Annotated in this window: 21 protein-coding genes; 11 read left to right on the forward strand and 10 right to left on the reverse strand. The window is 68.8% G+C overall.

All coding sequences use genetic code 11. The features are described from left to right. Positions 1-37 precede the first annotated feature (37 nt). Positions 38-1,387: an FAD-dependent oxidoreductase gene (locus AAFF27_26825; protein XAH23543.1), complete on the reverse strand. Its 1,350-nt coding sequence runs from the start codon at positions 1,385-1,387 to the stop codon at positions 38-40. A 101-nt stretch (positions 1,388-1,488) separates the two neighbouring features. Between AAFF27_26825 and AAFF27_26830 the strand changes: the two genes are divergently transcribed. Continuing rightward, the gene (locus AAFF27_26830) at positions 1,489-2,376 is read left to right on the forward strand and encodes a LysR family transcriptional regulator (GenBank protein ID XAH23544.1); all 888 of its coding nucleotides are present in this window, start codon (positions 1,489-1,491) and stop codon (positions 2,374-2,376) included. Between the two features lie 18 nt (positions 2,377-2,394). Here the strand turns inward: AAFF27_26830 and AAFF27_26835 are convergent, their stop codons facing one another. The 6 genes from AAFF27_26835 to AAFF27_26860 all read right to left on the reverse strand — a co-directional run bounded on the left by AAFF27_26835 (position 2,395) and on the right by AAFF27_26860 (position 9,206). Further along, positions 2,395-3,771 (reverse strand): esterase-like activity of phytase family protein, encoded by a 1,377-nt coding sequence (locus AAFF27_26835; GenBank protein XAH23545.1) that lies wholly within the window; start codon positions 3,769-3,771, stop codon positions 2,395-2,397. 255 nt (positions 3,772-4,026) lie between these two features. Continuing rightward, complete coding sequence (locus AAFF27_26840) at positions 4,027-4,380, reverse strand: DUF3325 family protein (GenBank protein ID XAH23546.1); 354 nt, start codon at positions 4,378-4,380, stop codon at positions 4,027-4,029. Beyond that, the gene (locus tag AAFF27_26845) at positions 4,377-6,011 is read right to left on the reverse strand and encodes a PepSY-associated TM helix domain-containing protein (GenBank protein XAH23547.1); all 1,635 of its coding nucleotides are present in this window, start codon (positions 6,009-6,011) and stop codon (positions 4,377-4,379) included. The genes AAFF27_26840 and AAFF27_26845 overlap by 4 nt, the downstream gene beginning before the upstream one ends. Then, complete coding sequence (locus tag AAFF27_26850) at positions 6,008-6,388, reverse strand: DUF3649 domain-containing protein (GenBank protein XAH23548.1); 381 nt, start codon at positions 6,386-6,388, stop codon at positions 6,008-6,010. The genes AAFF27_26845 and AAFF27_26850 overlap by 4 nt, the downstream gene beginning before the upstream one ends. Positions 6,389-6,401: 13 nt before the next feature. Continuing rightward, a complete protein-coding gene (locus tag AAFF27_26855) occupies positions 6,402-7,031 on the reverse strand; it encodes a DUF4198 domain-containing protein (protein XAH23549.1) in 630 nt (209 codons plus the stop codon). A gap of 27 nt (positions 7,032-7,058) precedes the next feature. Then, positions 7,059-9,206, reverse strand: coding sequence for a TonB-dependent siderophore receptor (locus AAFF27_26860; GenBank protein XAH23550.1), 2,148 nt, complete (start codon positions 9,204-9,206; stop codon positions 7,059-7,061). A 609-nt stretch (positions 9,207-9,815) separates the two neighbouring features. Between AAFF27_26860 and AAFF27_26865 the strand changes: the two genes are divergently transcribed. After that, the gene (locus AAFF27_26865; GenBank protein XAH26339.1) at positions 9,816-11,213 is read left to right on the forward strand and encodes an IS1182 family transposase; all 1,398 of its coding nucleotides are present in this window, start codon (positions 9,816-9,818) and stop codon (positions 11,211-11,213) included. A 225-nt stretch (positions 11,214-11,438) separates the two neighbouring features. Here AAFF27_26865 and AAFF27_26870 read toward each other — a convergent pair whose 3' ends face one another. Both AAFF27_26870 and AAFF27_26875 read right to left on the reverse strand, forming a co-directional pair. Continuing rightward, a complete protein-coding gene (locus tag AAFF27_26870; GenBank protein XAH23551.1) occupies positions 11,439-13,601 on the reverse strand; it encodes a TonB-dependent siderophore receptor in 2,163 nt (720 codons plus the stop codon). Positions 13,602-13,950: 349 nt separating this feature from the next. After that, positions 13,951-14,823 (reverse strand): MBL fold metallo-hydrolase, encoded by an 873-nt coding sequence (locus tag AAFF27_26875; GenBank protein ID XAH23552.1) that lies wholly within the window; start codon positions 14,821-14,823, stop codon positions 13,951-13,953. A 68-nt stretch (positions 14,824-14,891) separates the two neighbouring features. On the opposite strand from AAFF27_26875, the gene AAFF27_26880 reads away from it, so the two are divergent. Continuing rightward, the gene (locus AAFF27_26880; protein ID XAH23553.1) at positions 14,892-16,286 is read left to right on the forward strand and encodes an MmgE/PrpD family protein; all 1,395 of its coding nucleotides are present in this window, start codon (positions 14,892-14,894) and stop codon (positions 16,284-16,286) included. On the opposite strand, the gene AAFF27_26885 is transcribed toward AAFF27_26880, so the two are convergent. After that, positions 16,283-17,029, reverse strand: coding sequence for an IclR family transcriptional regulator (locus AAFF27_26885; protein XAH23554.1), 747 nt, complete (start codon positions 17,027-17,029; stop codon positions 16,283-16,285). The genes AAFF27_26880 and AAFF27_26885 overlap by 4 nt on opposite strands. 236 nt (positions 17,030-17,265) lie before the next feature. On the opposite strand from AAFF27_26885, the gene AAFF27_26890 reads away from it, so the two are divergent. From AAFF27_26890 to AAFF27_26925, 8 genes are all read left to right on the forward strand, one after another. After that, positions 17,266-18,714 carry an FAD-binding oxidoreductase gene (locus tag AAFF27_26890; protein XAH23555.1) on the forward strand — a complete coding sequence of 483 codons (1,449 nt, stop codon included), beginning with the start codon at positions 17,266-17,268 and terminating at the stop codon, positions 18,712-18,714. A gap of 15 nt (positions 18,715-18,729) precedes the next feature. Next, entirely contained in the window at positions 18,730-20,085 is a 1,356-nt protein-coding gene (purB, locus tag AAFF27_26895) for an adenylosuccinate lyase (GenBank protein ID XAH23556.1), read from the forward strand. Positions 20,086-20,143: 58 nt separating this feature from the next. Next, positions 20,144-21,130: a tripartite tricarboxylate transporter substrate binding protein gene (locus AAFF27_26900; protein XAH23557.1), complete on the forward strand. Its 987-nt coding sequence runs from the start codon at positions 20,144-20,146 to the stop codon at positions 21,128-21,130. A gap of 26 nt (positions 21,131-21,156) precedes the next feature. Then, positions 21,157-21,498, forward strand: coding sequence for a carboxymuconolactone decarboxylase family protein (locus tag AAFF27_26905; GenBank protein ID XAH26340.1), 342 nt, complete (start codon positions 21,157-21,159; stop codon positions 21,496-21,498). After that, entirely contained in the window at positions 21,495-22,361 is an 867-nt protein-coding gene (locus AAFF27_26910) for a sulfurtransferase (GenBank protein XAH23558.1), read from the forward strand. The genes AAFF27_26905 and AAFF27_26910 overlap by 4 nt, the downstream gene beginning before the upstream one ends. 8 nt (positions 22,362-22,369) lie before the next feature. Then, positions 22,370-23,161: a sulfite exporter TauE/SafE family protein gene (locus AAFF27_26915; GenBank protein ID XAH23559.1), complete on the forward strand. Its 792-nt coding sequence runs from the start codon at positions 22,370-22,372 to the stop codon at positions 23,159-23,161. A gap of 32 nt (positions 23,162-23,193) precedes the next feature. Beyond that, positions 23,194-24,168, forward strand: coding sequence for a tripartite tricarboxylate transporter substrate binding protein (locus AAFF27_26920; GenBank protein ID XAH23560.1), 975 nt, complete (start codon positions 23,194-23,196; stop codon positions 24,166-24,168). Positions 24,169-24,238: 70 nt separating this feature from the next. Next, on the forward strand, positions 24,239-26,542 hold the full coding sequence (locus tag AAFF27_26925; protein XAH23561.1) for a molybdopterin-dependent oxidoreductase: 2,304 nt from the start codon (positions 24,239-24,241) through the stop codon (positions 26,540-26,542). Positions 26,543-26,574: the final 32 nt, after the last annotated feature.

Here is a 26,574-nt window from a genome sequence, read left to right on the forward strand (position 1 = left end):
TGTCTCCTTGTAGTGTTGTGAATGGATCGTGCCGTGATCAGCCGCCGCGGCCCAGCTCGGCGCCGTCTTGCGCCAGGCGTTGCTGCAATGCCTGGGTGCCCAGGTCGCGCGGGCGGCATCCGGCCGCCAGCGACAGTGCGGCTGCAGTGCCCGCCGCCTGCCCCATGACGAAGCAGGCACCAGACACGCGCGCTGCGGATTGCCCCATGTGCGTCATCGACGCGCAGCGCCCGGCCACGAGTAGGTTGTCGATCCGCTGCGGCAGCAGCATGCGATAGGGCAGATGGTTGAAGCCGCGAACGCGGGGGATGTCCTGCCACTTGAACAAGACATCGCCCGCCACATGCGCTTCGATGGGCCAGCCATTGACGCCAATGCTGTCGTCGAAGTCGACGCACTGCAGGACGTCTTCTTCGGTCAACTGGTATTCGCCGACGATGCGGCGCGTCTCGCGCACGCCGACCTGGGGCGCGATCTCAAGGATGTAGGCGTTCTCAAAACCCGGCGCCGAGCTGCGGAGGAACTGGAAGAAATCCACGATCTGGCGCCGGCCCTCGACCTCGGCCCAGCTCAGTTGCCGGGCATCGGTGCCATCCACGGGCGAGCCGTCCGGGTTGGCGAGCTGCGTGACATTGGCGCGCCATTCCATCGGGTTCTTCTGCGGGCGGATGATGGGTGTCTTGCGCGGGAACCGCCGCCCATCGCGCTCGGCGGCTTCCATCCAGCGCCCGAAATGGTTCCAGGCGTCGCCCGCGCGCTCGGGGTCAACGCCGTTGACGCGAAACATGGTCGACGGATAGAGCATGCCTTCGCTGTCGGTGCCCTTCTCGAATGGCGCCCCGGCGTGTGCGGCCAGGTCACCGTCGCCCGAGCAGTCGATGTAGACCTTGCCCATCACGGCCCGCCGGCCGGACTTTGTCTCGATCAGCAGCGCCTCGATCTCGTGGGGGCTGCGCATCAGCACGCCCACCGCCGACGCATGGAACAGCAACTGCGCACCGCTGTCTATCACCAGGCCGTCGGCAGCCACTTTCAGTGCCGTGTTGTCATACGCCTGCGCCGCGATCTTGCCGCCAAATATCACGTGCGGCTCGTTCAGGCCGCCAAGCGCGCGCATGCGCTCCAGCAACTGATCGGCCACACCATGCACGACCTGCTGGATCTTGCCCTGCACGTTGGCATGCAAGCCACAGAAGTTGGTCACGCCCGCCGCAGTCCCCATGCCGCCAAGAAAGCCGTAGTGCTCGACCAGCAGAGTGCGGCGCCCAGCCTGGGCCGCAGCGGCGGCAGCCGCTATGCCGGCGGGGCCGCCGCCAAGGACTACGACGTCGAACTCTCCAAACACTTCCGTGTCGCGTGCGACCTCGTGGACAAGGGTCGATTTCATTCGTGTGCTCCGTTGGATGCCTGCAAGGGCACGAATGCTAGATTCGCCCCACTATTCCGCCAATGGCATGGCGCATATAGGCAAAAACGGAAAATTAAATAATGGACCTGAAGCTGCTCACCATCTTTGATGAGGTTTACAAGACACGCAGCGTGTCGCGCGCGGGCGAGAACCTGGGCATGCCGCAGTCGTCCATCAGCATTGCGCTGGCCAGGCTGCGGCGGCACTTTGGCGACCCGCTCTTTGTGCGCACGTCAGACGGCATGCAGCCGACACCGCACGCCATTGCACTGGTCGCGCCGATCCGGCAGGCCCTGGAACTGTTGCGCGGCATCACCCGGCAGCAGGCGCTGTTCGATCCTGCGAGCGCGCAGCGCTGCTTTCGCATCTGCATGACCGACATCACCCATCTCGCCCTGCTGCCCTCACTCATCAACCGGCTGGGCGAGATCGCCCCGGCGATCAATGTCGAGATAACGCACATCTCCGCCCAGACGCCGAAGATGCTCGAGTCCGGCGAAGCGGACCTGGCCGTGGGGTTCATGCCGCAGCTGGAGGCCGGCTTCTATCAGCAGAAGCTATTCGAGCAGCACTTCTCCTGCGTGGTGCGGCAAGACCATCCGCGTGTGCGCGCGCGGCTCACGCAGAACATGTTCAAGCGGGAGAGCCACGTCATCGTGACCGCCGTGGGTACGGGCCACAACCTGGTGGAGGAGGAGCTGGAGCGCATAGGCGTGCGCCGCAATGTCACGCTGCGGCTGCCGAATTTTCTTGGCATAGGCGCCCTGGTTTCCAACACCGACCTGATAGTGACGGTGCCGCACAGGGTCGCTGAAACACTGCGGCGCATTGCCGCAGTAAAGGTGCTGCCGCCACCGTTCGATCTGCCCGGCTTCCCCATCAAGCAGCATTGGCATGACCGCTACCAGCAAGACCCGGCCAACCGATGGTTGCGATCGGTTATCTCGGATCTCTTCCTGGAATCGTGAAGCTGCGCAGCAGCATGCTCACCGCGCCTTCAGAAACTCTCCCACCTCCAGCAACACCATCTCGTTGTCATCCGCCTGGTTGGGCTCACGACTGCTGGAGAAGGGCAGGTTGTTGTCGTTGCCGACGACGATGTGGGTGGCGTCCACCACGTCGACGTTCTCGATGGTGAAGAAGGGGAACTTGAGCACGCCGTCATTCAGCGGCTTGCGCGCGAGCTTTTGCGGGTCTTGAATGTTGAGCAGGTCGATGTAGCCGATCTTGCGCACCAGGCTGCCGACGTTGGCTTCGCTCAGCTCGATCTTGTAGACGCGCTTGAACTTGGCGATGGTGGGGAAGCAGTCGCTGCCCTTCTGGCCGGCGGGGCAGGCCTTGTCGGCCGTGCCTTCGCCGTCGTCGCGCTCGATGATCAAACCCGTGGTCGCGTCGATCAGGTTGAAGTCGCCAATGGCGTTGCCGCTGGCCTCCAGCGGGTACTTCCACGAGCGGCCGGTCCATTGGCCGGCGTGGGTGTCAAATTCCAGCACGCGCAGCACTTCCTTGCCCTCCACCTTCTCGAACTCCTTGGCCTCGGCGTTCCACACCGGGCCTTCCAGCAGCGCGTAGAGCTTGCTGCCGTCGGGCGACGAGGCCATGCCCTCGAAGCCCTTGGAGCGTTTGATCTGGAAATCCACCGTGCCACCGGGCAGGCCGGGCGTGGTGATGGCCGGGTGATCGGGCGAGCGCACCACCTTGCCGTCCACCAGCGTGTCGTACACCGCCAGCACCTTGCCCTTCAGGTCGGCCTTGATCAGGAAGGGGCCGAACTCGTCGCCGATCCACAGCGCGCCGTTGGCGAACTGGAAGCTCTCGGTGTCAAAGTCAGAACCCGTCAGGTAGCGCTGCTGGCTGCCTTCGTGGACGATGCGAAACGGCACCTTCTTGTCCGGGTCGTGCAAAAAGATGGTGCCCAGGTGCTGGAACTTGCCGCCCTTGAAGTCCAGCTTGTAGTGGTTCAGGTAGAGCATGAAGTCGGGCGAGTTGGCCTTGCTGCCGGCACCGTTGTCGGTGATGACCCAGAAGCTGCCATCGGCCATGTGCTTGATGCCCGAGTCGCCCTGCAGCGGCTGGCCCTTGAAGGGCAGCGACACGCCGGTCGGGCGGCCAAAGGACTGGCCTTCGACGCTGCCGATTTTGTCTACCCGCTTGCCGGTGGTGAACTTGCCGCTGGCCTGCAGATCGGCCGGGGCGTCTTTGGGGGCGGGGATAAAGCTTTGCGCCGGCAGCACGGCGTGGCCGGCGAGCGTGGCGGTGAAAGCGGCCGGCCCATCCGTCTGGGCCTGGGCCGGCAGGCCCAGCATGGCGGCGGTAACGGCCAATATGGCGGCGCAGGTGGGAAGAACGCTGGAGCGGTTCATGTTTTGTGTGACAGCAAGGAAAGACCCCAGCCTGCCGCTCCGTGATGACCTGGCCATGACAGGCGCAGTGCGCGCTACTTTTTATATAGCTATATGCCCAGGCCCTGCCTTGGCTTCAGCCACTTTTCTTATAAATTCTGTAACTACTCAGCCCCCACACCGTTCGGGCTGAGCTTGTCGAAGCCCTGCCACGCATCACCAAGCCCTTCGACAGGCTCAGGGCGAACGGGGGTGAGTAGTTACTAAATTCTGTATTCAGCACCAGCCCCGCAGCAAGGCCGCTGCGGCGACCGCGCCGGCCAGCAGCGCGCATTGGGGCGCGCGCTGCGGCGCATAGCTCAGCAGCAGGGCCTGCGCCAGCGCACCGGCGGTGAGCACGCCGCACCACAGCACCCAGCCCTGCGCCAGGCCGGCCAGTGACAGGCTGGCGGCCAGCGACAGCAGCAGCGCGGCGCTGCCGCCCGCGCGCAGCCAGGGGCGCAGGCGGCCGGGCTCGCGGCCACGGCCGTAGCTGTCTTCAAAATGCCGGTCCATGGCCAGCGCCAGCGCGGCAAAGCCGGCCAGTGCGGCGCTGAAGGCGCCAGTGGCCAGCGGCCAGGCGGCGCTCATGTCCTCACCTCGGCGGGGCGCACGGCAGGCTTGGCCACCGCTTTGGCTGCCGCCTTGCCCGGCTTGCGCCGCCCCACCCACCAGGCCGTTGCCAGCAGCGCCAGGCCCAGCCCCAGGCAGACCAGGTCAAAGCCCGCCACGCGCCACAGCCCCGCGCGCGCCGCCACGAACAGCGCCGTGTCGGTAGTGAAGGCATTGAGCAGCGGCACGCCCGCAAACAGCGCGCCGCCCACGGCCAGCTGCACCTGCCACATGCGCCTGGCCGGCCAGGCCAGGCCGGCCACGGCAGCGATGCCCCAGGCGGCGAAGAAGCAGCGGATCTCGGCCTCTGGCCGGCCGGCCAGGCCCACGGGCAGCAGGCGGTTGGCCCAGAAGTAGGCCGCCATGGCCATAGGCACGCCGGCGATGGCGCCGATGTTCAGGCCATCCACCAGGCGCAGCCCGAAGCTGATGCGCCCGCCGTGCTTCAGCGCCTTGGCGTACTTCTGCCGCTCTTTCACGGCCCACAGCAGCAGGCCGGTGGCCACCATGGCGCAGCCGGCCAGCCCGCTCAGAAAGAACAGGCCGCGCAGCAGCGGGCTGGAGAAGCGCGCCATGTGCAGCCCATAGAGCACGCCGCGCGTCTGCACCGCCGCGCCTTCGACGTCGCCGGCGGTGGACAGCAGCCGGCCGCTGCTGCCATCGAACAGCATGGACGGCTGGCTGGCGGACATGCCGTGCCCGTCCTGGCGCTGCAGGCTGATGGTGGCGTTGGCGTCATTCGGGTGGTTGACGGTGATGCGCCCGACCGGCGCGCCGCCCCAATGGGCCTGCGCCTGCGTGACCAGCGGCGCGATCGCCGTGAGCGGCGCGGGCGTGCCCGCAGGCTTGGCGTTGCGCGCAGAGGTAGCGGGAAAGACCTCGGCAAAGAAGGCGTTCTGGTCGCCCTTGTAGGCCACCTGCGGGCCCCAGGGCATGTACATGAACATGAGGGTGACCAGGCCGGTGTAGGTGATCATCAGGTGGTAGGGCAGCGCCAGCACCGCGGTGGCGTTGTGCGCGTCCAGCCAGCTGCGCTGGCCCTTCCTGGGGCGGAAGGTGAAGAAGTCCTTGAAGATGCGCTTGTGCGTGACGATGCCCGAGAGGATCGCCACCAGCATGAACATGGCGCAAAAGCCGACGATCCAGCGCGCCCAGATCGCCGGCATGTAGTGCAGGTCGAAGTGCAGGCGGTAGATGAACTCGCCGCCGCGCGTCTCGCGCGGGGCTTGCAATACCTGGCCGGTGGCCGCGTCCAGCTCGGCGCTGTCGAAGCGGGCGCGGCGCCCCTTGGCCGGCGGCTCGCCGGGCGGCGGGGGCGGCTTGGTCCAGCTCACGTTCACCGAGGGCTCGCGCTCGCTCGGCAGGTTGATGAACCAGCGCGGGCTTTGCGGCGCGCGCTGCTGCAGCGTGGCCACGGCCGCCTCGGCCGATTGCGCCTGCGGCGGCAGCACCAGGCTGGCGCGGTGCCGCTCGGGCTTCATCCAGAACGTGATCTCGTCCTTGAAGTAGGTGGCGGTGCCGGCCGCAAACACCAGGAACAGCACCCAGCCGACCAGCAGGCCGCTCCAGGTGTGCAGCCAGGCCATGGACTGGCGAAAACCTTCTTTCATGCCGCGCCCCCAAAGCCGTAGCGCGCCAGCAGCATGGCCCCCAGCACCACGGCCGGCAGCAGCAGCCCGAGCCAGGCGCGCGCCGCGCTGCGCGCCGCAAACACCCACATCACCGCGCAGGGGTAGATGACAAAGGCCAGCATGGTCGCGGTCAGCGCGGCTTCTGCGCGCGTGGTGGGCAGGTACAGCGCCAGCACCGCCGCCGACAGCGCCGACAGCCCGTAGCCGCCCCCCATCGCCGCCACCGCGCGCACCGCCACGCCCAGCCGGTAGCGCAGGCCCTCACCGCCCACCGGCAACCAGCGGTGCCGGGTGGAGGGCGAGGCATCGGCCTGCTGCGCGGCGGGCGATGGATGGGGCGGGGCGTGGTGGCTCATGGCGATGGAAGGATCAGGGCGCGACTACAAAAGTGAGCGTGGCGACGTGGCGGGTTTGCGTGTGCGGCTTGCCTTCCCAAGTGCCGGCGCCTTCCTTGTCGACGTGGCCGATCTCTGCCACGTACTGGCCGGGCCAGGGGGTTTGCAGCGTCACGCGGCCTTGCTTGTCGGTGGTGAACTTCTTCTCCCACTTGGGCGGGCCAAACAGCACCACTTCCTTGTCGGCCAGCGGCTTGCCGGCCAGCAGCAGGGTGAAGGTGTTGGCGCCCGGCTGCGTCGGCACCAGCTCCAGCGGGTGGCGCGCCACCGTCTCGGTGCGGCCGCTGCGCGCCTGGTACAGGTTGGCCACGCCCTTGTCGCTGACAAAGCCGCCCACCAGGCGCGCATCGGCACCGGCCGGCGCCTGGAAGCCCAGGTAGTCGTTGTGGCGCGTGACCGGCAGCTGCGTGCCGTCGGCCGCAACGGCGCGCGGCGCGGTGATCATCTTCAGGTAGCCGGCTTCGGTCTCGCGCACGTCGTCGGCCCATTCGCCGAAGTAAGCCTTGGCCGTGCCATCGGCGGCCACGGGGTCGAGCCACACAAAGTGCGCCTGGGCCAAACCGGCGCTGGCGAGCAGCACGGCGAGCAGGGATTTCTTGAACATGGAAAGCTCCTTGACGGTGGATGAAACTTAGAACAGCGCGCGCACGGTCACCGACGCATTGCGCGGCTCACCGTAGAAGTTGCTGCGGCCGGTGGTGTAGACGCGCTGCCAGTACACCTTGTCGGTCAGATTGTTGATGTTGAGCGCCACCAACCAGCGCGGGTCGATGCGGTAGGAGATGGCGGCGTTGACGATGCCAAAGCCCGGCCGGTGCGTGTTGGTGGCCGCATTGCCGCCACTGGCGCTGCCGTAGGCGTTGACGCCCAGGCCAAGCCCCAGGCCATCCAGCAGGCCTTCATTGAAGCGGTACTGCGACCACAGCTTGGCCGAGTGCTTGGGCGTGAGCGCATTGAGCGGCAGGCCGCCGCTGGTGGCATCGCGCAGGTAGCGGTTCTGGTTGTAGGCGTAGCCGCCGTAGACGTTCCACTGGCGCGTGATGCGGCCTGACACCTCCAGCTCCACGCCCCGGCTCTCTACCTCGCCCTGGGCCACGGAGAAGCCGGTGTTGATCGGGTCGGCCTGCGCGCGGTTGACTTCGCGTATGCGGTAGACGGCGGCCGAGGCGCTCAGGCTGCGGTCCAAGAATTCGCCCTTCAAGCCGGCCTCCAGCTGCTTGCCGACGATGGGCTTGAGCACACCGCCGCCAAACGCAAGCTGGGTCTGCGGCGTGAAGGCGTCGCTGTAGCTGGCATAGGCCGATATCTGCGGCGTGAGCGCATAGGTCAGGCCGGCATAGGGGCTGAACTGCTGGTCGACCTTGTTGGTGGTCCAGGCGCCGGTGGTGGGCATCAGCGAGCGGCTCTTGGTGTCATACCAGCTGAGCCGCCCGCCCAGCACCAGCGTCAGCGGATCCGCCAGGCGCAGCCGGGTCTGGCCGTACAGGCCGTGCTGCGAGGTCTCGGCCTCCGACTGCGCCGTGGGCGGCCGGTCGGGATAGGGCACGGCCGCGTGATCCGGCGCGTAGACATCCTGGTAGACGTAGTTGGCATAGCGCCCAGAGACACTCGCCGTCTGGTTGCGCCGCCAATCCGCGCCTACCACCACGTCGTGCTGGCGGCCGAGGGCTGAGAAGCTGCCGCTCAGATTCGCGTCCAGGCTGTCCTGCTCGATCCGGTTCTGGTTGAACCACAGCATCAGGCCCACCACGCCATTGGTGGGCGTGACCTGGCCATTGGGCAGGTAGAGGTAGTTGGTGGACTGGTCGTTCTGGTAGCGGCTCCATTGCAGGCGGCCGCGCCAGTCGTCTGCGAAGCGGTGCGTCAGCTCGGCGAACAGGTATTTCTCGTCCTGCGCAGAGCGGTTCCAGTCGGCGCCAAGCCAGGTCGAGCGCGGCACGTCGATCAGCGCGCCGGTGGTGTACGAGGGCAGGCCGCCGGTCAGCCAACCGTCGACCTTCTGCGCATGCGCGCCCACCAGCAGGCTGGTGGCAGACGTGAGCCGGAAGTCGAGCGCGCCGGCCAGCGCATAGCGGTCGCGCTGGGCACCGGTCTGGTAGGTGCCGCCCTCTTGCTTGGCGGCCGACACACGGCCCAGCACCGTGCCCTCTTTGTTGAGCGGCCCGGTCACGTCGGCCTCGACCCGCTTGGTCGACCAGCTGCCCAGTTGCACCGCAGCGCTCGCCTGGAAGTGCTCTTGCGGGCGCTTGCGCACCAGGTTGACCGCGCCGCCCGAACTGGACACGCCGCTGAACAGCGCCGAAGGGCCGCGCAGCAGCTCGACGCGGTCGAACAGCACCGAGTCCCAGGCCGCGGCCGTGCCGGGTGCGGGCACGCCGTCGATCAGGTAGTTGTTGATGGCGAAGCCGCGCGAGGAATAGGCCGCCGTCTCGCTGTCGAAACGCTCAGACACGTAGCCGATGCTTTGCTCCAGCACGTCTTCCACATTGCGCAGATTCTGGTCCTCCATGCGCTGCTGCGTCACCACCGTGATCGACTGCGGGATCTCGCGCAGCTCGGCCGCCGTCTTGCCGATGGTGGCCTGCGTGCTGTTGTAGCGCTCGGTGCCTTCGGTGCTGGCGCGGTCCTGCTCGGCGCTGACGGTGACCGAGGGCAGGCTGCGGCTGGCGCCGTCCTGCTGGGCGCCAGCGGACTGGGCGGCCAGCGCGGCGGCAACGGCGACGGCACGGAAAACGAGAGGGCGGCGGACGACCGACATGGAGACGAGCTGCAAGGGCATGGTGTGGACAAGAGTGGGAAAGGACACGCCCCGGCCGTCACCGTTTCGCCCGCCCGCCGCAGGGCCGCGCAGGGCCCGCAGCAAGCGGAGGCAGAAAGACCGGGGTTGGCTGGCACGTCCCTGCACCATGTGCAGTCCGGCGGGCTGGAGATGTCACGCGCAATGCCGCGGTTGACAACGAGAATGATTCGCATTGTATCGCAATGTTGCGAATCAACCCAGAAAGTCAGGCCACCGTCAGCTTCTGGTGCAGACGCGCGTTGACGACAGCGTGGCGCTGCCAAATGTTCCGCCCGGAACTATTAAATATATAGCTAATAGTCCAGGCGGAATAAGGTCTGAAGGCACTTTTCCTTCAAACCCCGTAACTACTCACACCCCGTTCGCCCTGAGCCTGTCGAAGGGCTTGGTGATGCGTGGCAGGGCTTCGACAAGCTCAGAAGGTGTGAACGAATATCCGCCCCCGTGCGTTGATAGCGAATGGCCAACGCAAGCAACGCCCCCAAGACATCCGAACAAGCGGCCCTGTTCCACGAAGCGCCCGCAGATGGCGCCGTAGTTGCAACGCCACGGCCAGCAAAGCCGGCGCACACAGCAGGCACGCCACGCCTGCTGCACGCCGATCGCCAGCAGATCGAGCTACGCCCCTGCGACCTCGATGCCCTTGTCGCGGCAGACCATCCCGCGCGCAGCGTCTGGGCTTTTGTGCAGGCGCTGGACCTCGCGCCGCTCTACGCCCAGGTCAAGTCGGTGCAAGGCTCGGCCGGCGCACCCGCCATCGATCCGGCCATCCTCATGGCGCTGTGGCTGTGGGCCACCGTCGAGGGCGTGGGCTCGGCCCGCGAGATCGACCGGCTGTGCGAGCGCGACGACATCTACCGCTGGCTCTGCGGTGGCGTCGGGGTCAACTACCACACGCTGGCGAGCTTTCGCACAGCCAACACCGAGTGGCTCGATGCGCAACTCACCCGCAGCATCGCCGCGCTCATGGAGCGCAAGCTGGTCACGCTCGACGTAGTCGCCCAGGACGGCCTGCGCGTTCGCGCCCACGCCAAGGCCTCGAGCTTCCGGCGCAAGGAGCGCCTGGGCGAGCTGCATGCCTTGGCGCTCGCCCAGGTCAACGCCCTCAAGAGCGAACTCGAGGCCGATGCGGGCGCCAGCACGCGGCGCAAGGCCGCCGCGCGCGAACGCGCCGCACGGGAGCGCGAGGAGCGCCTGGCCCGGGCACTGCAGACCTTCGGCGAGATCGAGCGGGGCGCACTCGACAAGATCAAGAACAAGGCCAGTGCGCGTGCCAGGCGAGGCAAGTCTGGCCAGGCCCCAGTAGGTGATAGCCCCGCCGGGGATGCTCCCAGCGCCCTGCCCGAACCCGACGCCCCACCTGCCGAGCCACGCCCCGCCAGCGGCGAGGCGCAGCCGAAGTCCAGCGCAGGCGCGCCCAAGCGGGTCAGCACCACGGATGCAGACGCCCGGGTGATGAAGATGGCCGACGGAGGATTCCGTCCGGCCTACAACGCGCAGGTGCTGGTGGACGAGGCCACGCAGTTGATCGCCGGTATCGCGGTGGTCTGCGCGGGCAGCGATATGCATGAGATGGCGCCCATGCATCGCCAGATCGAGCAGCGCTACGGCCGCACGCCCACGCACTGGCTGGCCGATGGTGGCTACCCCCAGTACGACGCACTCGAGGAACTCAGCCGTCGCGGCACGCAGCCGGTGGTGCCGCCCTCGCGCAGCCGCAAACCTGGCTTCGATCCGCTCAGCCCCAAGGCCAGTGACTCACCGTTGATTGCGCAGTGGCGCGCGTTCATGGCCAGTGACGAGGGCCAGAAGCTCTACAGGCGCCGCGCCGCAAGTATCGAATGCGCCAATGCGCAGCTCAGGCGACGGGGCTTGTACCGCCTGAATGTGTGCGGCAAGTTGAAGGCACGCGCGGTGCTGCTGTGGCACGCGCTGGCGCATAACTTGATGCGCATGCGCTCGCTGGGGTTTGCGCTCGGGGGGTGAACTGAGCGCGCTTGCGGGCTCGCCCTGCAGCCTCCACAAGGCCCCAAGACTGCGGCTGGGCGCTCTGGGACCTCCGAGAGGCCAGGAGCTCGCCGCAGCCCCGTTCAATTGGCCACCGCGGCCTTCAAGCCGCCTGTTGGCGCATGGGAGTTGATTTTTTCACGCCTTCTCAGCCCGAACGGTATGGGAACCTGAGTAGTTACCAAACCCCGAGGGCACGTACCCTCAGAACGCGTAGCGCGCGCTCAGCTCCACCGAGCGTGGCGCGCCCGGCATGATGGCCACGTCGTTATTGGCCGAGATGTAGTACTTGCGGTCGAACGCGTTCTTCAGGTTGAGCGCCATGCTCCAGCCCTTGGGCGCGGGGCGCCAGTACAGCGCCAGGTCCACCGTGGCGTAGCCGGGCAGGCTGACGGCGTTGTCGACGTTGGCGAACTGCGAACTGCGTGCGCTCAGGCCGGCGCCGGCCTGCACGCCGGGCAGCCAGGCGTCGAGCGACTTCAGCGTCCACAGGCTCAGCGTATGGCGCGGCGCCAGCGCCAGGGTCTTGCCCTGCAGCGGCGTGGCCTTGGCCGAGCTGAAGGGCGCGGTCACGGTGCCGACGCCGGTGGTCACCAGCGCATCCAGGTACGAGTAGCCGGCCAGCACCTGCCAGCCGGGCGCGACCTGGCCGGAGAAGGTCAGCTCGACGCCGCGCGCACGCTGCTCGCCGATGTTGAGCAAGGTGTTCAAGATGGGGTCGGTGTACTTCACGTCGCTGCGCGTGAGCTGGTAGAGCGAGGCGGTGAAGGAAGCGGCGCCATCGAACAAATCGGTCTTGGAGCCGATCTCCAGGTTCACGCTTTGCTCGGGCTTCAATTGCGCGTTGTTGGTGGCCAGCGCGCCCGCTTCGCCCGAGGGCTGGTAGGACTTGGTGGCCGACACGTAATAGCTCTGCGTGGCCGTGGGCTGCCACACCAGGCCGGCGCGCGGCGAGATGTTGCGGTCGGTGCGGGCCAGGTCGGCATTGCTGGGCAACTGGTCGTCGTACTTCTGGCCGAAGGCGTCGTAGCGCAGGCCCAGCATGCTCTTGATGGTGGGCGTCCAGGTGGAAAGCGCCTGCACGTACAGGCTGCGCGTGGTGTTGGTGGTGTAGCCCACCGCCGGGCTCGAGGCCTGCGCCACCGGCACCAGGTAGGGCAAATCCTGCCCCACAGGCGCGAACACCGGCGTGCTGAAGGAGTAGCCGGCCTTGTTGGTGGCGGCGTTGGTGATGGCCTGCTGGCGGCCTTGCTCGCCAAACTCCGCGCCGGCCAGCAGCTTGTGCGTGGTGCTGCCCCAGGCCAGGTCGTGGCTGACCTCGCTCTGGTTGAACCAGCCGTGCTCATAGCGCTGCACCGCGCCGCGCGACAGCAGCGCCATGGGCACGGCGCCGCTGTCGTTGATGGAGCCGATGCGGGTGTGGCGGCGGTCCAGCGAGTACTCGTAGTAGCGCAGCGTGTCGGTAAACGAGGTGCTGTCGGACAGGCGCAGCTTGTACTGCGCGGTGCTGCTCTCGATGGTGGAGATGGTGTGGTCCAGGCCGTAGGCATTGGCCGCGCCGTAGTAGGTGCTGTTCGGCACATTGGCCGGCCGGCCGGTGGAGGCCAGGCCCGGCACGCCAAAGTCGATGCCGCGCTCCTGGTGCTGGTAGTTGTATTGCAGCAGCAGGCTCTGGTTGCCGTCCTTCCACAGCAGGCTGGGCGACACGGCCTGGCTGCGCAGATAGCCGTTGGTGCGGAAGCTGCCCGAATCCTCTACCGCCGCATCGAGCCGCACCGCCACCGTGTCCGACACGGCGCGGTTCAGGCCCAGATCCGTGCGCTTCAGGCCATAGCTGCCCAGCGTCACGCCGGCGTCACCGCTGTTGGTGAAGCTGGGCTTCTTGGTGATCAGGTTGATCAGCCCGCCCGAAGAGCCGCGCCCGTAGAGCGCTGCGGCCGGGCCCTTGACCACTTCCACGCGCTCGATGTTGTAGAGGTCGCGGAAGTACTGCGCGTCGTCGCGCACGCCGTCCAGGTAGATGTCATAGAGCGCGGTGAAGCCACGGATCACGATGGCATCGCGCTGGCCGTCGCCGGTGGCCAGGCCAACCGAGGGGATGGTCTTCATCACGTCCTGGACGCTGCGCGCGCCCTGGTCGCGCATGACCTCTTGCGTGACGATGTTGACCGTCTGCGGGATGTCGCGCAGCGGCGCATCGACCTTGGCCGCCGTGGCGGTGGCGGCCGGCGCGTAGTGGGCGCCATGCTCCTGGCCGGCGGTGACATCCACCTGCGGCAGGGTCTGCGCCTGTACGGCAGCGCCGGTCAGCGCCAGGAAAGCGGCCTGCGCGATGGCGCGCCGCGGGGGAAGAAAGCGGGATTGCATGGTGTTGCTGCCTTGCCTGGAGTACGTTGGAATAGTGGCCACATGAACGCGAATCGTTCTTGCTTGCTTTTGGCTTGGCGAGCCTATTCCTGCGAAGCTGACTTGAAGCCAGCGGTCGCGCAAATACAACACTGGTCGCAACGACTGTCGATCGCTTCTATTTTTATAGCTATATGCCCATGACCAGCCTTGGCAAAAGGCATATTTCCCTGATATTTCGTAACTACTCAGCCCCCACACCGCTCGGGCTGAGCTTGTCGAAGCCCTGCCACGCATCACCAAGCCCAACGACCGGCTCAGGGCGAACGGGGGTGAGTAGTTACGATATTTCGCCGCAGGTGCTGCGGCTTCAGAAGCGGTCGATGGGAATCTTCAGGTAGGCCGTGCCATTGCCCTCCGCCGGCGGCAGGCGGCCGGCGCGCATGTTGACCTGTACCGAGGGCAGCATCAGCGCCGGCAGCGCGAGCGTGGCGTCGCGCGCCTGCCGGCGGGCGACGAAGTCGGTCTCTGCGATGCCCTCACGCACGTGGATGTTGTGCGCGCGCTGCGCCGCCACCGTGCTGCGGCAGCTGGCCTCGCGCCCCGCGGGCGGGTAGTCGTGGCACAGGTAGAGCACAGTCTGCGGCGGCAGCGCCAGCAGGCGCCGGATCGAGCGGTACAGCACGTGCGCGTCGCCGCCGGGGAAGTCGCAGCGCGCCGTGCCCAGGTCGGGCATGAACAGGGTGTCGCCGACGAACACCGCGTCCGGCCCGCCGGCCGGGTCGGTGATGCGGTAGGCCACGTCGGCCGGCGTGTGGCCCGGCACATGCAGCGCACAGGCCTGCAGTCGGCCGATGGCAAAGGCCTCGCCATCGGCGAACAAGTGGTTGAACTGGGAGCCGTCCACGGCCATTTCGCCGGCATTGAAGATGCCGTGGAACTCGCGCTGCACCTGGGTGATGCCCGCGCCTATCGCCAGCGCGCCGCCCAGGCGCCGCTGCAGCCAGGGTGCGCCAGACAAGTGGTCGGCGTGCGCATGCGTCTCCAGCAGCCAGGCCAGCTGCAAATCATGGGCTTCGATGTGCGCGGCCACGGCCTGCGCCGGCTGCGGGTCGGTACGCCCGGCCTTCTGGTCGAAGCCCATCACCGGATCGATCACCGCGCAGGTGCCGGCGCCATCGTCCACCACATAGGAGAAGGTGGAGGTGGCTGGATCGAAGAACGCTTGGATGGACAGGCTCATGGGAGGCTCCGCACAGAAGAAGTGCCATTTTATATAATGAAAGTTATTTCATTGAATAAAACTGCACCATGCATTCGTCCAGCCCCGCATCGCACGATCTGCCCGAATCCCGGCTGGTGGCCCATGTGCTGGCGCAGGCCGCGCGGCCGCCATCCATGGCCACGCGCGAGCGGCTGGCGCAGGCGCTGCTGGACTGGTTCACCGCCGGCTGGTCGGCGCTTGATATGCCGGCCGCAGCCAGCTTGCACGGCCTGACGCAGGAGCTGTTTCCCGGCGCCGGCAACGCGGCCGTGTTCGGCGGCGCCAGCGCCACGCCGTTGGCCGCGGGCTTTGCCAACGCCGGTATCGCCCACCTGCGCGAAATCGACGACGCGCACCGCGCCGCCATGCTGCACCCAGGCGTGGTGGCGGTGTCGCCGGTGCTGGCCCTGGCGCCGGCGCTGGGCCTGACGCAGCAGCGCGTGGCGCAGGCCGTCGTTGCCGGCTATGAGGTGGCGCTGCGCCTGGGCGAGGCGCTGGGGGCGCGCCATGCGGGGCTGTTCCATGCCACGGCTACGGCCGGCGCCGTGGGCGCGGCTGCCGCCAGCGGCGTGGCGCTGGGCCTGGATGCCACGCGGCTGCACCATGCGCTGGGCATTGCCGCAACCCAGGCCGCCGGCCTGTGGCAACTGGTGGACGACGACGCGCACGAGGCCAAGTCGCTGCACCCCGCGTTCGCGGTGCGCAATGGCATGACGGCCGCCTATGCCGCGCGCGCCGGCCTGCCCGGCGCACGCGCCTTCATGACCGGCCGGCGCGGCCTGTACGCGGCGCTGGCCGGTGACGGCCCGCTGGCCGCCATCGACGGCGGGCTGCAGGCGCCCGAGCGCCTGCACACCGCCACCATCAAGGCCTGGCCCGCCTGCGCCATGCTGTTCACGCCGCTGGACGCCACGCGCGCGCTGATGGACGAACACCACATCACCGGCGCCGACGTGCAATCCATGGAGATAGAGATCTTCCCGCACGCGCTCAAGATCGCCGGCGTGCAGTGGCCCGCCAGGCCGGCCGAGGCCAGCTTCTGCCTGCGCTACGTGCTGGCGGTGCTGCTGGAAAAAGGCACGCTGGGCATTGCCGACACGGAAGCACCGGACATCAACAGCCCCAGGCTGCACGCGCTGGCCGCGCGCATGACGGTGCAGCCGCGCGAGGCCTTCCAGCAAGCCTTCCCGCAGCGCCGGCCCAGCCGCGTGACCGTCACGCTGCACGACGGCCGCCAGCTCAGCGCCTACCGCGAGCTGCGCCGCGGCGACCCGGAAGACCCCTTCACCTGGCCCGCGCTGCAGGCACGCCTGCGTGCCTTTGCGCCGCAAGTGGATGCAGCCACGGCACACGCCCTGGCCGCCTGGTGCGAAGGCTTTGCCGATCCGGCGCGGGATGGCGCGGCTTGCGCGCCAGGGCTGGCTCTTTTCGGCGCGCGCTAGCGCCAATCCTTGGGCGGCCGGCTGGCGAACCCGCGCTGCGCCAGTTCATGGCGCACTACTTCCACCGCCTTGCGCTGGGCCGCAGCGCTCTGGCGCGGCGCCAGGCCTATCACCACCAGCGCGCCCTGGAAGCTGCCGTCGCTGTCGAACACCGGCAGCGCCACGGAGGCGATCTGCGGCACGCGCTCCTCGCGCGTGATGGCAAAGCCGTCGCGCGCGATGGCGGCAGCCTGCGGCGTGCTGCCGCCGGTGAAGGCACGCAGCACATGCGAGGAAGAGCCCCCTGCCGCCAGCGCGATACGCGTGCCCACCTCGACGTGGTGGCGCACCTCGTTGGCGCTGTTCTCGCGGTACAGGCAGACCCGCTCATTGCCGTCGCGCACATAGAAGGCCACCGTCTCACCGGTCTGCCGCATCACCTCCTGCAGCGCCGGCTGCAGGCGCGAGCCCAGGTCGAAAGTGCGGCGATACAGCATGCCCATGTGCAGCAGCGCCGGGCCGGGCGCGTAAGCGCCGTTGTCGAAGCGGTGCACCAGCCGCGCGCGCACCAGCACGCCCAGCAGGCGCAGCAGGGTGGCCTTGTCCAGGCCGGTGAGTTCGGCCAGCTCGCGCAGCTGCAGCCGCAGGCGCTCTTCGGTGAAGCACTCCAGGATGGTGATGCCGCGCTCCAGCACGCCGGAGGGCGGCTGCGGTGCGTCGGCAGCGGCCTGCGCCGGGGCGGTTTTTTTGGGTTTCTGAGTCATCGTGAACAGACGCAAACCCGCGGCGCGGGACCGGGCAGGCCCCGTTGACACTGGTTTTGCAGCGGGCTATAGTTTTGATTAACGAAATGTATTTCATTCATTGAAATACCACAAGCACCAGGATGGCTGGCCGCAGCGTACCCCAGGGCGGATGTCCCTCACGGGCCGCAGCGGGCCCGCACATCCTGACGGAGACACAGCATGATTCTTTCCCGCCACCACAGCGGCACGGCCGCATGAGCGCAGACAAGCTGCTCGACACACTGGCCGCCTGCGTCGGCCGCGCGCATGTGCTGACCGACGCCGCCGACATGGCCCGCTACGAGACCGAATGGCGCCGCAGCTATCCCGGCGCGGCGCGCGCCGTGGTGCGCCCGGCGAGTACGCAAGAGGTGTCGCGCGTGGTGGCGGCCTGCGCCGCGGCCGGCGTGCCGGTGGTACCGCAGGGCGGCAACACCGGCCTGGTGGGCGGCTCCACGCCCGACGATTCGCGGACCGAGGTGGTGCTGAGCCTGGACCGTATGCGCGCGGTGCGCCGCACCGACGCGCTGGACAACACCCTGACGGTCGAGGCCGGTTGCACCGTGCTGGCGGCGCAGCAGGCGGCCGAGGCCACGGGCCGGCTGTTTCCGCTGTCGCTCGCGTCCGAGGGCAGCGCCACCATCGGCGGCGTGGTGTCCACCAATGCCGGCGGCGAGCAAGTGCTGCGCTACGGCAATACCCGCGAACTGGTGCTGGGCCTGGAGGTGGTGCTGGCCGACGGCCGCGTGCTGGACCTGCTGGGCGCGCTGCGCAAGGACAACACCGGCTATGACCTGAAGCAGCTGTTCATCGGCGGCGAGGGCACGCTGGGCATCGTGACCGCGGTCACGCTCAAGCTCTTCTCGCATCCTCGCAAGGTGCTGACGGCCTGGGTGGCGCTGCGCGATCCGCAGGCCGCGGTGGAGCTGCTGTCACGGCTGACCGATGCCGTGGGCGAGCGCATCCCGGCGTTCGAGCTGATCGGCAGCGGGCCGCTCGCGCTGGTGCTCCAGCACGGCACGGCCGGCATGCGCGCGCCGCAGGGGAAAGTGCATCCATGGTCGGTGCTGTTCGACGTGTCGGAGGTCTCCTCCCACATGGACCCGCAGCCGGCCGTGGAAGAGGTGCTGGCCGCCGCCATGGAAGATGGCCTGGTGCAGGACGCCGCGCTGGCCGCCTCCGACAGCCAGGCCCATGCCTTCTGGGCGCTGCGCGAGCACGTGCCCGAGGCACAGCGGCTGGAGGGCCCGTCGATCAAGCACGACATCTCGGTCGCCATCTCGCGCATCCCTGATTTCATTGCCCAGGCCGGTGCGGCGCTGGAGCAACTGATGCCCGGCATCCGCATCGTCTGCTTCGGCCATGTGGGCGACGGCAACCTGCACTACAACCAGAGCAAGCCCGCCGGCATGGCGGATGCCGACTTCCGCGCGCAGGAAGAGGCGGTGCACAACATCGTGCATGCCACGGCCGCGCGGCTGCACGGATCGATCTCCGCCGAGCACGGCATAGGCCGGCAGAAGCAGGCCGCCTTTCTTCACTACAAGAGCCCGGTCGCGCTCGACGCCATGGCGCGCATCAAGCGCGCGCTCGACCCGGCCAACACCTTCAACCCGGGCCGCGTGCTGCCACGCGCGCTCGTCGCCCCGCAAGCCTCCCTCTAGACCACCAGGACTCCCATGCCCGTTTCCGTCTTCGACATGCAATCGCTCCAGCACCTCTGGGGCACCGATGAACTGCGCGCCATCTTCTCGGAAGAGAACCGCATCCAGAAGTGGCTCGACTTCGAGGCCGCCCTGGCCGCCGCCCAGGCCGAGCTGGGCATCATCCCGGCCGCAGCCGCCAGGCAGATCGCCGAGAAGGCCCAGGTCGCCAACATCGACATCGCCGCCATGTCGGCCGAGATCCGCCGCATCAAGCATTCGCTGGTGCCCGCGCTCAAGCAGCTGCAGGCCGCCTGCTCCAAGGAGAACGGCGAGTGGGTGCACTACGGCGCCACCACGCAGGACGTGGTGGACACCGGCGTGGCGCTGCAGCTGAAGGAATTCCATGCGGTCGTGCTGCGCGACATGCAGGCCGTGGGCCGGGAGCTGGCGCGCCTGGCCGTGGCGCACCGCGACACGCCCATGGCCGGCCGCACGCACGGCGTGCAGGCATTGCCGATCACCTTCGGCCACAAGTGCGCGCTGTGGCTGGACGAGCTGGGCCGCCACCACGAGCGCCTGCTGCAGGCCGCGCCGCGGGTGCTGGTCGGCATGCTGGCCGGCGCCGTCGGCAGCCAGGCTTCGCTGGGCCCGAAGGCCGAGCAGCTGGAGCGCCTGATGCTGGACAAGCTGGGCCTGGGCACGCCCGCCATCAGTTGGGCGCCGGCGCGCGACCGCTTCACCGAATACACCCTGCTGCTGGCCATGATCGGCGCCACGCTGTCGAAGATCGGCAACGAGCTCTTCAACATGCAGCGCAACGAGTTCGGCGAGGTCGAGGAAGGCTTCTCCGAAGGCAAGCTGGGCTCGTCCACCATGCCGCACAAGCGCAACCCGACCTCGGCCGAGAACCTGGCCGGCCTGTCGCGCCCGCTGCGCTACAACGCCGCGATGATGGTCGAGGGCATGGTGCAAGAGAGCGAGCGCGACGGCATCGCCTGGAAGATGGAATGGAAGGCGCTGCCCGAGTGCTGCCTGATCGCCGGCGCCATGCTGTTCCAGGCCAGAAACCTGCTGGCCGGCCTGAAGGTCAATGCCGACGTGATGGCCGCCAACCTCGACAAGATGCGCGGCTACCTGCTGTCCGAGCGCGTGATGCTGGAGCTCTCCGAGCGCGTGGGCAAGCAGACCGCGCACGAGTGGATCTACGAAGCCTCCATGCACGGCATCACCGGCAAGCTGAGCTTTGCCGACGCCATGCGCCAGCACGAAGGCCTGGGCAAGCTGCTGAGCGACGACGAGATCCGCGATCTGACCGACCCCAGCGCCTACCTGGGCCAGTGCGGCGCCTCGGTGGATCGCGTGGTGGCACAGCAAAGCTGGGCCAGATAGGCCGCCGGCCTGTGTAGCGCGCCTTGCGGCGCATAAGAAAAGAGATGGAGACAAGAGCATGAGAAGCCCCACCCGCCGGCGCCTGGGCGCCCTCGCGCTGGCCGGCGCAAGCCTGCTGGCCCTTGCCGCCACGCCCGCGCGGGCGGCCTATCCCGACCAGCCGGTGAAGCTGGTGGTGGGCTTCCCCCCGGGCGGCGGCGGCGACCTGTACGGACGCCTGATCGCCAATGCCATGGGCAAGGCGCTCGGACAGACGGTGCTGGTGGACAACCGCGCCGGCGCCGGCGGCAACATCGCCGCCGACATCGTCGCCAAGGCGCGGCCCGACGGCTACACCGTTCTGCTGGCCATGAGCGGCAACCTGGCGCTCTCCCCCGCCATCAAGCCCCAGAGCCTTCCGTACAAGGCCCCTGACGATTTCGCGCCGATCGGCCTGATCCTGGAGGCGCCGCACGGCCTGTTCGTGGCCCACAACTCGCGCTTCAAGACCGCGCGCGAGCTGCTGGATGCAGCGCGCACGCAAAAGCTCAGCTTCGGCTCGACCGGCACGGGGGGCTCGGCGCACATCGGCATGGAGATGGTCAAGCAGTCCGCCGGCATCGACATGCTGCACGTGCCCTACAAGGGCTCGGGCCCGGCCATCACCGACATGCTGGGCGGCCAGGTGGACAGCTTCTTCGCCACCGCCTCGCCGCTCGTCAGTCAAGTGCGCCAGGGCCAGCTGCGCCTGCTGGCCATCACCGGCGACACGCGCAATGCCGCCATCCCGGACGTGCCCACCTTCAAGGAGCTGGGCGTCAACGTACCCGTGGTGCAGTGGTATGGCCTGGTGGCGCCCGCGGGCACGCCGGAGCCCATCGTGCGCGCCCTCTCGGCCAGCCTCAGCAAGGCGCTGGCCATGCCCGAGGTACGCGAGGCCATCCGCCGCGACGCCGCCACCGAGCGCGACCTGCCGATGGAGGGCTTTCGCCGCTTCATCCTGGACGACATCGAGCGCTACAAGCGCGCCATGACACCGGCGCTGCTCAAGGAAATTTCCCCCTAACGCACACCTCTGAGGAAACGCAAATGCTGCTGAATGACTGGGCCAGCGCCCTCTCCAACAACAAGCGCGCCGCCGGCGCACTGGTCGAGCACAACCCCAAGATGATCGAGGCCTTCCGCGCGCTCAACGCCGCGCAGGGCGCCACCGGCACGCTGGACGCCAAGACACGCGAACTGATCGCGCTGGCGGTGGCCGTCACCACCCGCTGCGACGGCTGCATCGCCGCGCACGCCGCCGCCGCGCGCAAGGCCGGCGTCACCGAGGCCGAGCTGAGCGAGGCCCTGGGCACAGCCATCGCGCTCAACGCCGGCGCCGCCTACATCTACTCCTTGCGCGCCATGGATGCGCTGGGCGACTTCAAGGAATGACAGCCGTGACCTACGACACCCTCATCTCCGTCGAGCAGCTTGCCTGCGAACTCTGCTGCGCCAAGCCGCCCGTGGTGCTCGACTGCAGCTTCGAGCTGACCAACCTGCAGGCCGGCCAGCAGGCCTACGACGCCGGCCACCTGCCCGGCGCCCGCTACGTGCACCTGGAGCACGTGCTGTCGGCCGCCAAGACCGGCAGCAACGGCCGCCACCCGCTGCCCACGCGCGAGGCCTTCGCAAAGTCCATGGCCGATCTGGGCCTGGACGACGACACCCAGGTCGTTGCCTACGACAACGCCGGCGGCATGTACGCCGCGCGCCTGTGGTGGATGCTGCGCTGGGCTGGCCACCGGGCCGCTGCCGTGCTCGACGGCGGCGTTGCCGCCTGGAAGGCCGCCGGCCAGGCGCTCGCCACCGATGCGCCCGCGGCGCGCTCGGCCGGTAATTTCAGCCTGCGCAGCCCGCTGGTCAAGACCGTGGACTACGCCGGCATCCAGGCCAACATCGCGAGCAAGGGCCAGCAGGTGCTGGACGCGCGCGCGCCCGACCGGTTCCGCGGCGAGAACGAGACCCTGGACCCGATCGGCGGCCACATCCCCGGCGCGCGCAACCGCCTGTTCAAGGACAACCTTGGCAGCGACGGCCGCTTCAAGCCCGCCGCCCAGCTGCGCCAGGAGTTCGACGCCATCACCGGCGGCCGGCCCGCTGCCGAGCTGATCAACCAGTGCGGCTCGGGCGTGACGGCCTGCCACAACCTGCTGGCCATGGAGGTCGCGGGCCTGAAGGGCGCGGCGCTGTACCCGGGCTCGTGGAGCGAATACAGCGCCCAGCCCGGCGCGCCCATCGCCACCGGCGCCCACTGAGCCTGCCCATGACCACGCTGCTGCTGGGCCTGCTGATCGGTGCCGCCCTGGGCCTGACCGGCGCCGGCGGCGGCGTGCTGGCGGTGCCGCTGCTGATGGCCGGCACCCATGCGCCGCTGGCCGTGGTGGCGCCCGTGGCGCTCACCGCGGTCGCCATGGCGGCGGGGCTGGGCGCCGTGCTGGCCTGGCGGGCGCAGCGGGTGCGCTACCGCGCGGCAGCCTTGATGGCGGCCGTGGGCATTGCCGCATCGCCCGCCGGCCTCTGGCTGGCGCAGCGGCTGCCGGCCGCACCGCTGGCGCTGGCCTTTGCGGCAGTGCTGGGCTGGGTCGCCTGGAGCATGTGGCGGCGCGGCGCGCAGCCCGGCAGCGGTGATGCCGGCGCCCGCATGCCCTGCCGGCTGGACACCAGCACCGGGCGCCTGTTCTGGACCCTGCCCTGCGCCCGCGCGCTGGCGGCCATGGGGGCGGCGGCGGGCGCGCTCTCGGGCCTGCTGGGCGTGGGCGGCGGCTTTGTCATCGTGCCGGGGCTGCACCGCTTCACCGACATGCCGATGGAGGCCGCCATCGGCACCTCGCTGGCCGTGGTGGCGCTGGTGTCGGCCTGGGGCGTGGCGGCCTCGGCCGCCATGGGCCACCTGGACGCGCCCCTGGCCTGGCGCTTCGCGCTGGGCGCGGCCGGCGGCATGCTGGCCGCGCGGCGCGTGGCGCCGCATGTGCCCGCCAGCCTGCTGCAGCGCGGCTTTGCCGTGCTGGCGGCGGGCATTGCGCTGTCCATGGCCTGGACCGCGCTGCATTCATAGACGAATAAAGATTCCATTCACAGGAGACATCCATGCGCACACGTGACCTTCTTCGCCGCACTGCCGCCCTCGTGGCCACGGCCAGCCTGCTGGGCCTGGCCGGCGTGGCCCACGCGGCCTATCCGGAGCAGCCGATCAAGCTGGTGGTCGGCTTCCCGCCCGGCGGCGGCGGCGACCTGTATGGCCGCACCATTGCCATGGCGCTCAGCAAGCACATCGGCCAGACCGTGATCGTGGACAACAAGGCCGGGGCGGGCGGCAACATCGCGGCCGAGGCCGTGGCACGGTCCAAGCCCGATGGCTACACGCTGATCCTCGCCATGAGCGGCAACTTCGGCAGCACGGTCCCACTGCGCCCCAACCTGCCCTACAAGGTGCCGGAGGACTTCGTGCCCATCGCGCAGTTGGTGGAGACACCCTTTGGCCTGATGGTCGGCAGCAACTCGAAAATCAAGACCGTGCAGGAATACGTGGAGGCGGCCAAGGGCGGCAAGCTCACCTATGCCTCCACCGGCACCGGCGGCGCGGCGCAGATCGTGATGGAGATGGTCAAGCAGCAGGCCGACCTCAACATCCTGCACATCCCCTACAAGGGTTCGGGCCCGGCGCTCAACGACCTGTTCGGTGGCCAGGTCGACAGCTTCTTCGCGCCCTACACGCCGCTCATGGGCCAGATCAATGGCGGCAAGGTGCGATTGCTGGCGGTGAGCAGCGCCAGGCGTGTGGCCGCGTTGCCGCAGGTGCCCACGCTCAAGGAGTCGGGCATCGACGTGGTCATGACCCAGTGGTACGGCCTGGCCGCGCCGGCCGGCACGCCCAAGGATGTGGTCGACACCATCGCGCACGCAGTGAAGCTCGCCATGCAGGACCCGGAGCTGCTCAAGGTCTACCGTGCCGACGGCGCGCAGGAATCCACGCTCACCGGCAATGCCTTCCGCGACTTCATCGTGAAGGACATTGGCAACTACAAGCGCGCGGTAGAGCGCGGTGGCCTCAAAGCCGAGTAGTGACACGTCCCTCAGGCCACCCTCGCCAGCGCTGGGCCCCTACCGCCCCGACCTCCGTAAGCTGATCGCCATGAGCACGCACGACACGCCCGCCTTCCAGCCCCACAGCTCCCACTGGGGCGTGTTCTCCGCCGCCTGGGACGGCAGCACGCTGCGCGTGAAGCCGAACCCGGACGACCCGGACCCGAACCCGCTGATCGACAACTTCCCCGACGCGCTGCGCCACAAGGTGCGCGTGACCACGCCCATGGTGCGCAAGGGCTGGCTGGAGCGCGGCCCGGGGCCGGACGCCGCGCGCGGCAGCGACGACTACGTAGCCATGCCCTGGGGCGAGGTGCTGGATCTGCTGGCCAAGGAGCTGCAGCGCGTGAAGGACCGGCACGGCGCTGGCGCGGTGTTCGGCGGCTCGTATGGCTGGTCGAGCGCGGGGCGCTTCCACCATGCGCAGAGCCAGGTGCACCGCTTCCTCAACACCACGCTGGGCGGCTACGTGCGCTCGGTCAACAGCTACAGCGCCGGCGCCTCCGGGCCGATGCTGCCGCATGTGATCGGCACCATGGAAGAGGTGGCGCGCCGCAACGTCACCTGGGAGCAGGTCGTCGAGCACAGCGAGGTGGTGCTGGCCTTCGGCGGCATGGCGCTGAAGAATTCGCGCGTGGCCTCGGGCGGCATCAGCCGCCATGTCGAGCGCAATGCCATGCGCGATGCGGCGGCGCGCGGCTGCCGCTTCGTCAGCATCAGCCCGCTGAAGAGCGACCTGCCCGACGAGGCGCAGTTCGAATGGCTGCCCGCCGTGCCCAACACCGACACCGCGCTGATGCTGGGCCTGGTGCACCAGCTCGTCAGCGACGGCACGCACGACCGCGAATTCATCGCGCGCTGCTGCGACGGCTGGGAGGTGTTCGAGGACTACCTCATGGGCCACAGCGACGGCCAGCCCAAGAGCTGCGCCTGGGCCGCGCCGATCTGCGGCCTGCCGGAGCAGCAGTTGGTGGCGCTGGCGCGCTCACTGGTGGGCAGGCGCGTGCTGGTGGTGGTGTCGCACTCGCTGCAGCGCGCCGAGCATGGCGAGCAGCCGGTGTGGATGGGCGCGGTGCTGGCCGCCGCGCTGGGCCAATTGGGCCTGCCCGGCGGCGGCTACAACTACGCGCTGGGTACGCTGGCGCACTACGGCAAGCGCAACAACGCGGTGCCGGCCGCCGCGCTGCCGCAGGGCAGCAACGGCGTGAAGGACTTCATCCCCGTGGCGCGCATCAGCGACATGCTGCTGAACCCGGGCCAGCCCTTCGACTACAACGGCCAGCGCCGCAGCTACCCGCACATCCGCCTGGCCTACTGGGCCGGCGGCAACCCGTTCCACCACCACCAGGACCTGCAGCGGCTGGCGGCGGCCTTCCGCAGGCTGGACACCTTCGTCGTGCACGAGATCGCCTGGACCGCCACCGCGCGCCACGCCGACATCGTCCTGCCCTGCACCATGACGCTGGAGCGCGAGGACATCGGCGCCACGCCGACCGACCCGATGGTGGTGGCCATGCACCGCATCGCCGAGCCGCATGGCCTGGCCCGCGACGACTACGACATCTTCTGCGACCTGGCGCGCCGTATGGGCAGCCTGGAAGCCTTCAGCGAAGGCCGCAGCACGCGCGAATGGCTGGCGCACCTGTACGAGCGCACCCGCGCCGGGCTGGAAGGCCTGGGACTGGAGGCGCCCTCCTTCGACCAGTTCTGGCAGCGCGGCCAGCTCATGCTGCCGCAGCGCGATGACGACGGCGGCATCCTGCGCGCCTTCCGCAAGGACCCGGCCGGCGCGCCGCTGCCCACGCCCAGCGGCAAGGTGCAGATCAGCTCACCTGCGGTGGCGGCCTTTGGCTACGCCGACTGCCCCGGCCACCCGGCCTGGCTGCCACCAAGATTCGCGCCGACGGCCGAGCACCCGTTGTGGCTGGTTGCCAACCAGCCACACACCAAGCTGCACAGCCAGCTCGACTTCGGCGCCCACAGCCAGGCCAGCAAACGCCAGGGCCGCGAGGTCTGCACGCTGCACCCGGCGGCGGCGGCAGCGCGCGGCATCGGCGAAGGCGACATCGTGCGGCTGTTCAACGAGATCGGCGCCTGCCTGGCCAGCGCGCAGCTCAGCGCCGATATGCGCGAAGACGTGGTGCAACTGCCCACCGGCGCCTGGTACGACCCGGTGCTGGACGCGCAGGGCCGCCCCCTGTGCGCGCACGGCAACCCCAATGTGCTGACGCGCGACATCGGCACCTCGTCGCTGGCCCAGGGTTGCGCGGGCCAACTGAGCACGGTGCAGGTCGAGCGCTACGAGGGCCTGCTGCCACCGATACGCGCCTTCGATCCTCCGCCACCAAAATAATAGCAATAGGCCCTTTATTCATAAGGGATACA

Source organism: Xylophilus sp. GW821-FHT01B05 (assembly GCA_038961845.1).
GTDB lineage: Bacteria > Pseudomonadota > Gammaproteobacteria > Burkholderiales > Burkholderiaceae_C > Xylophilus.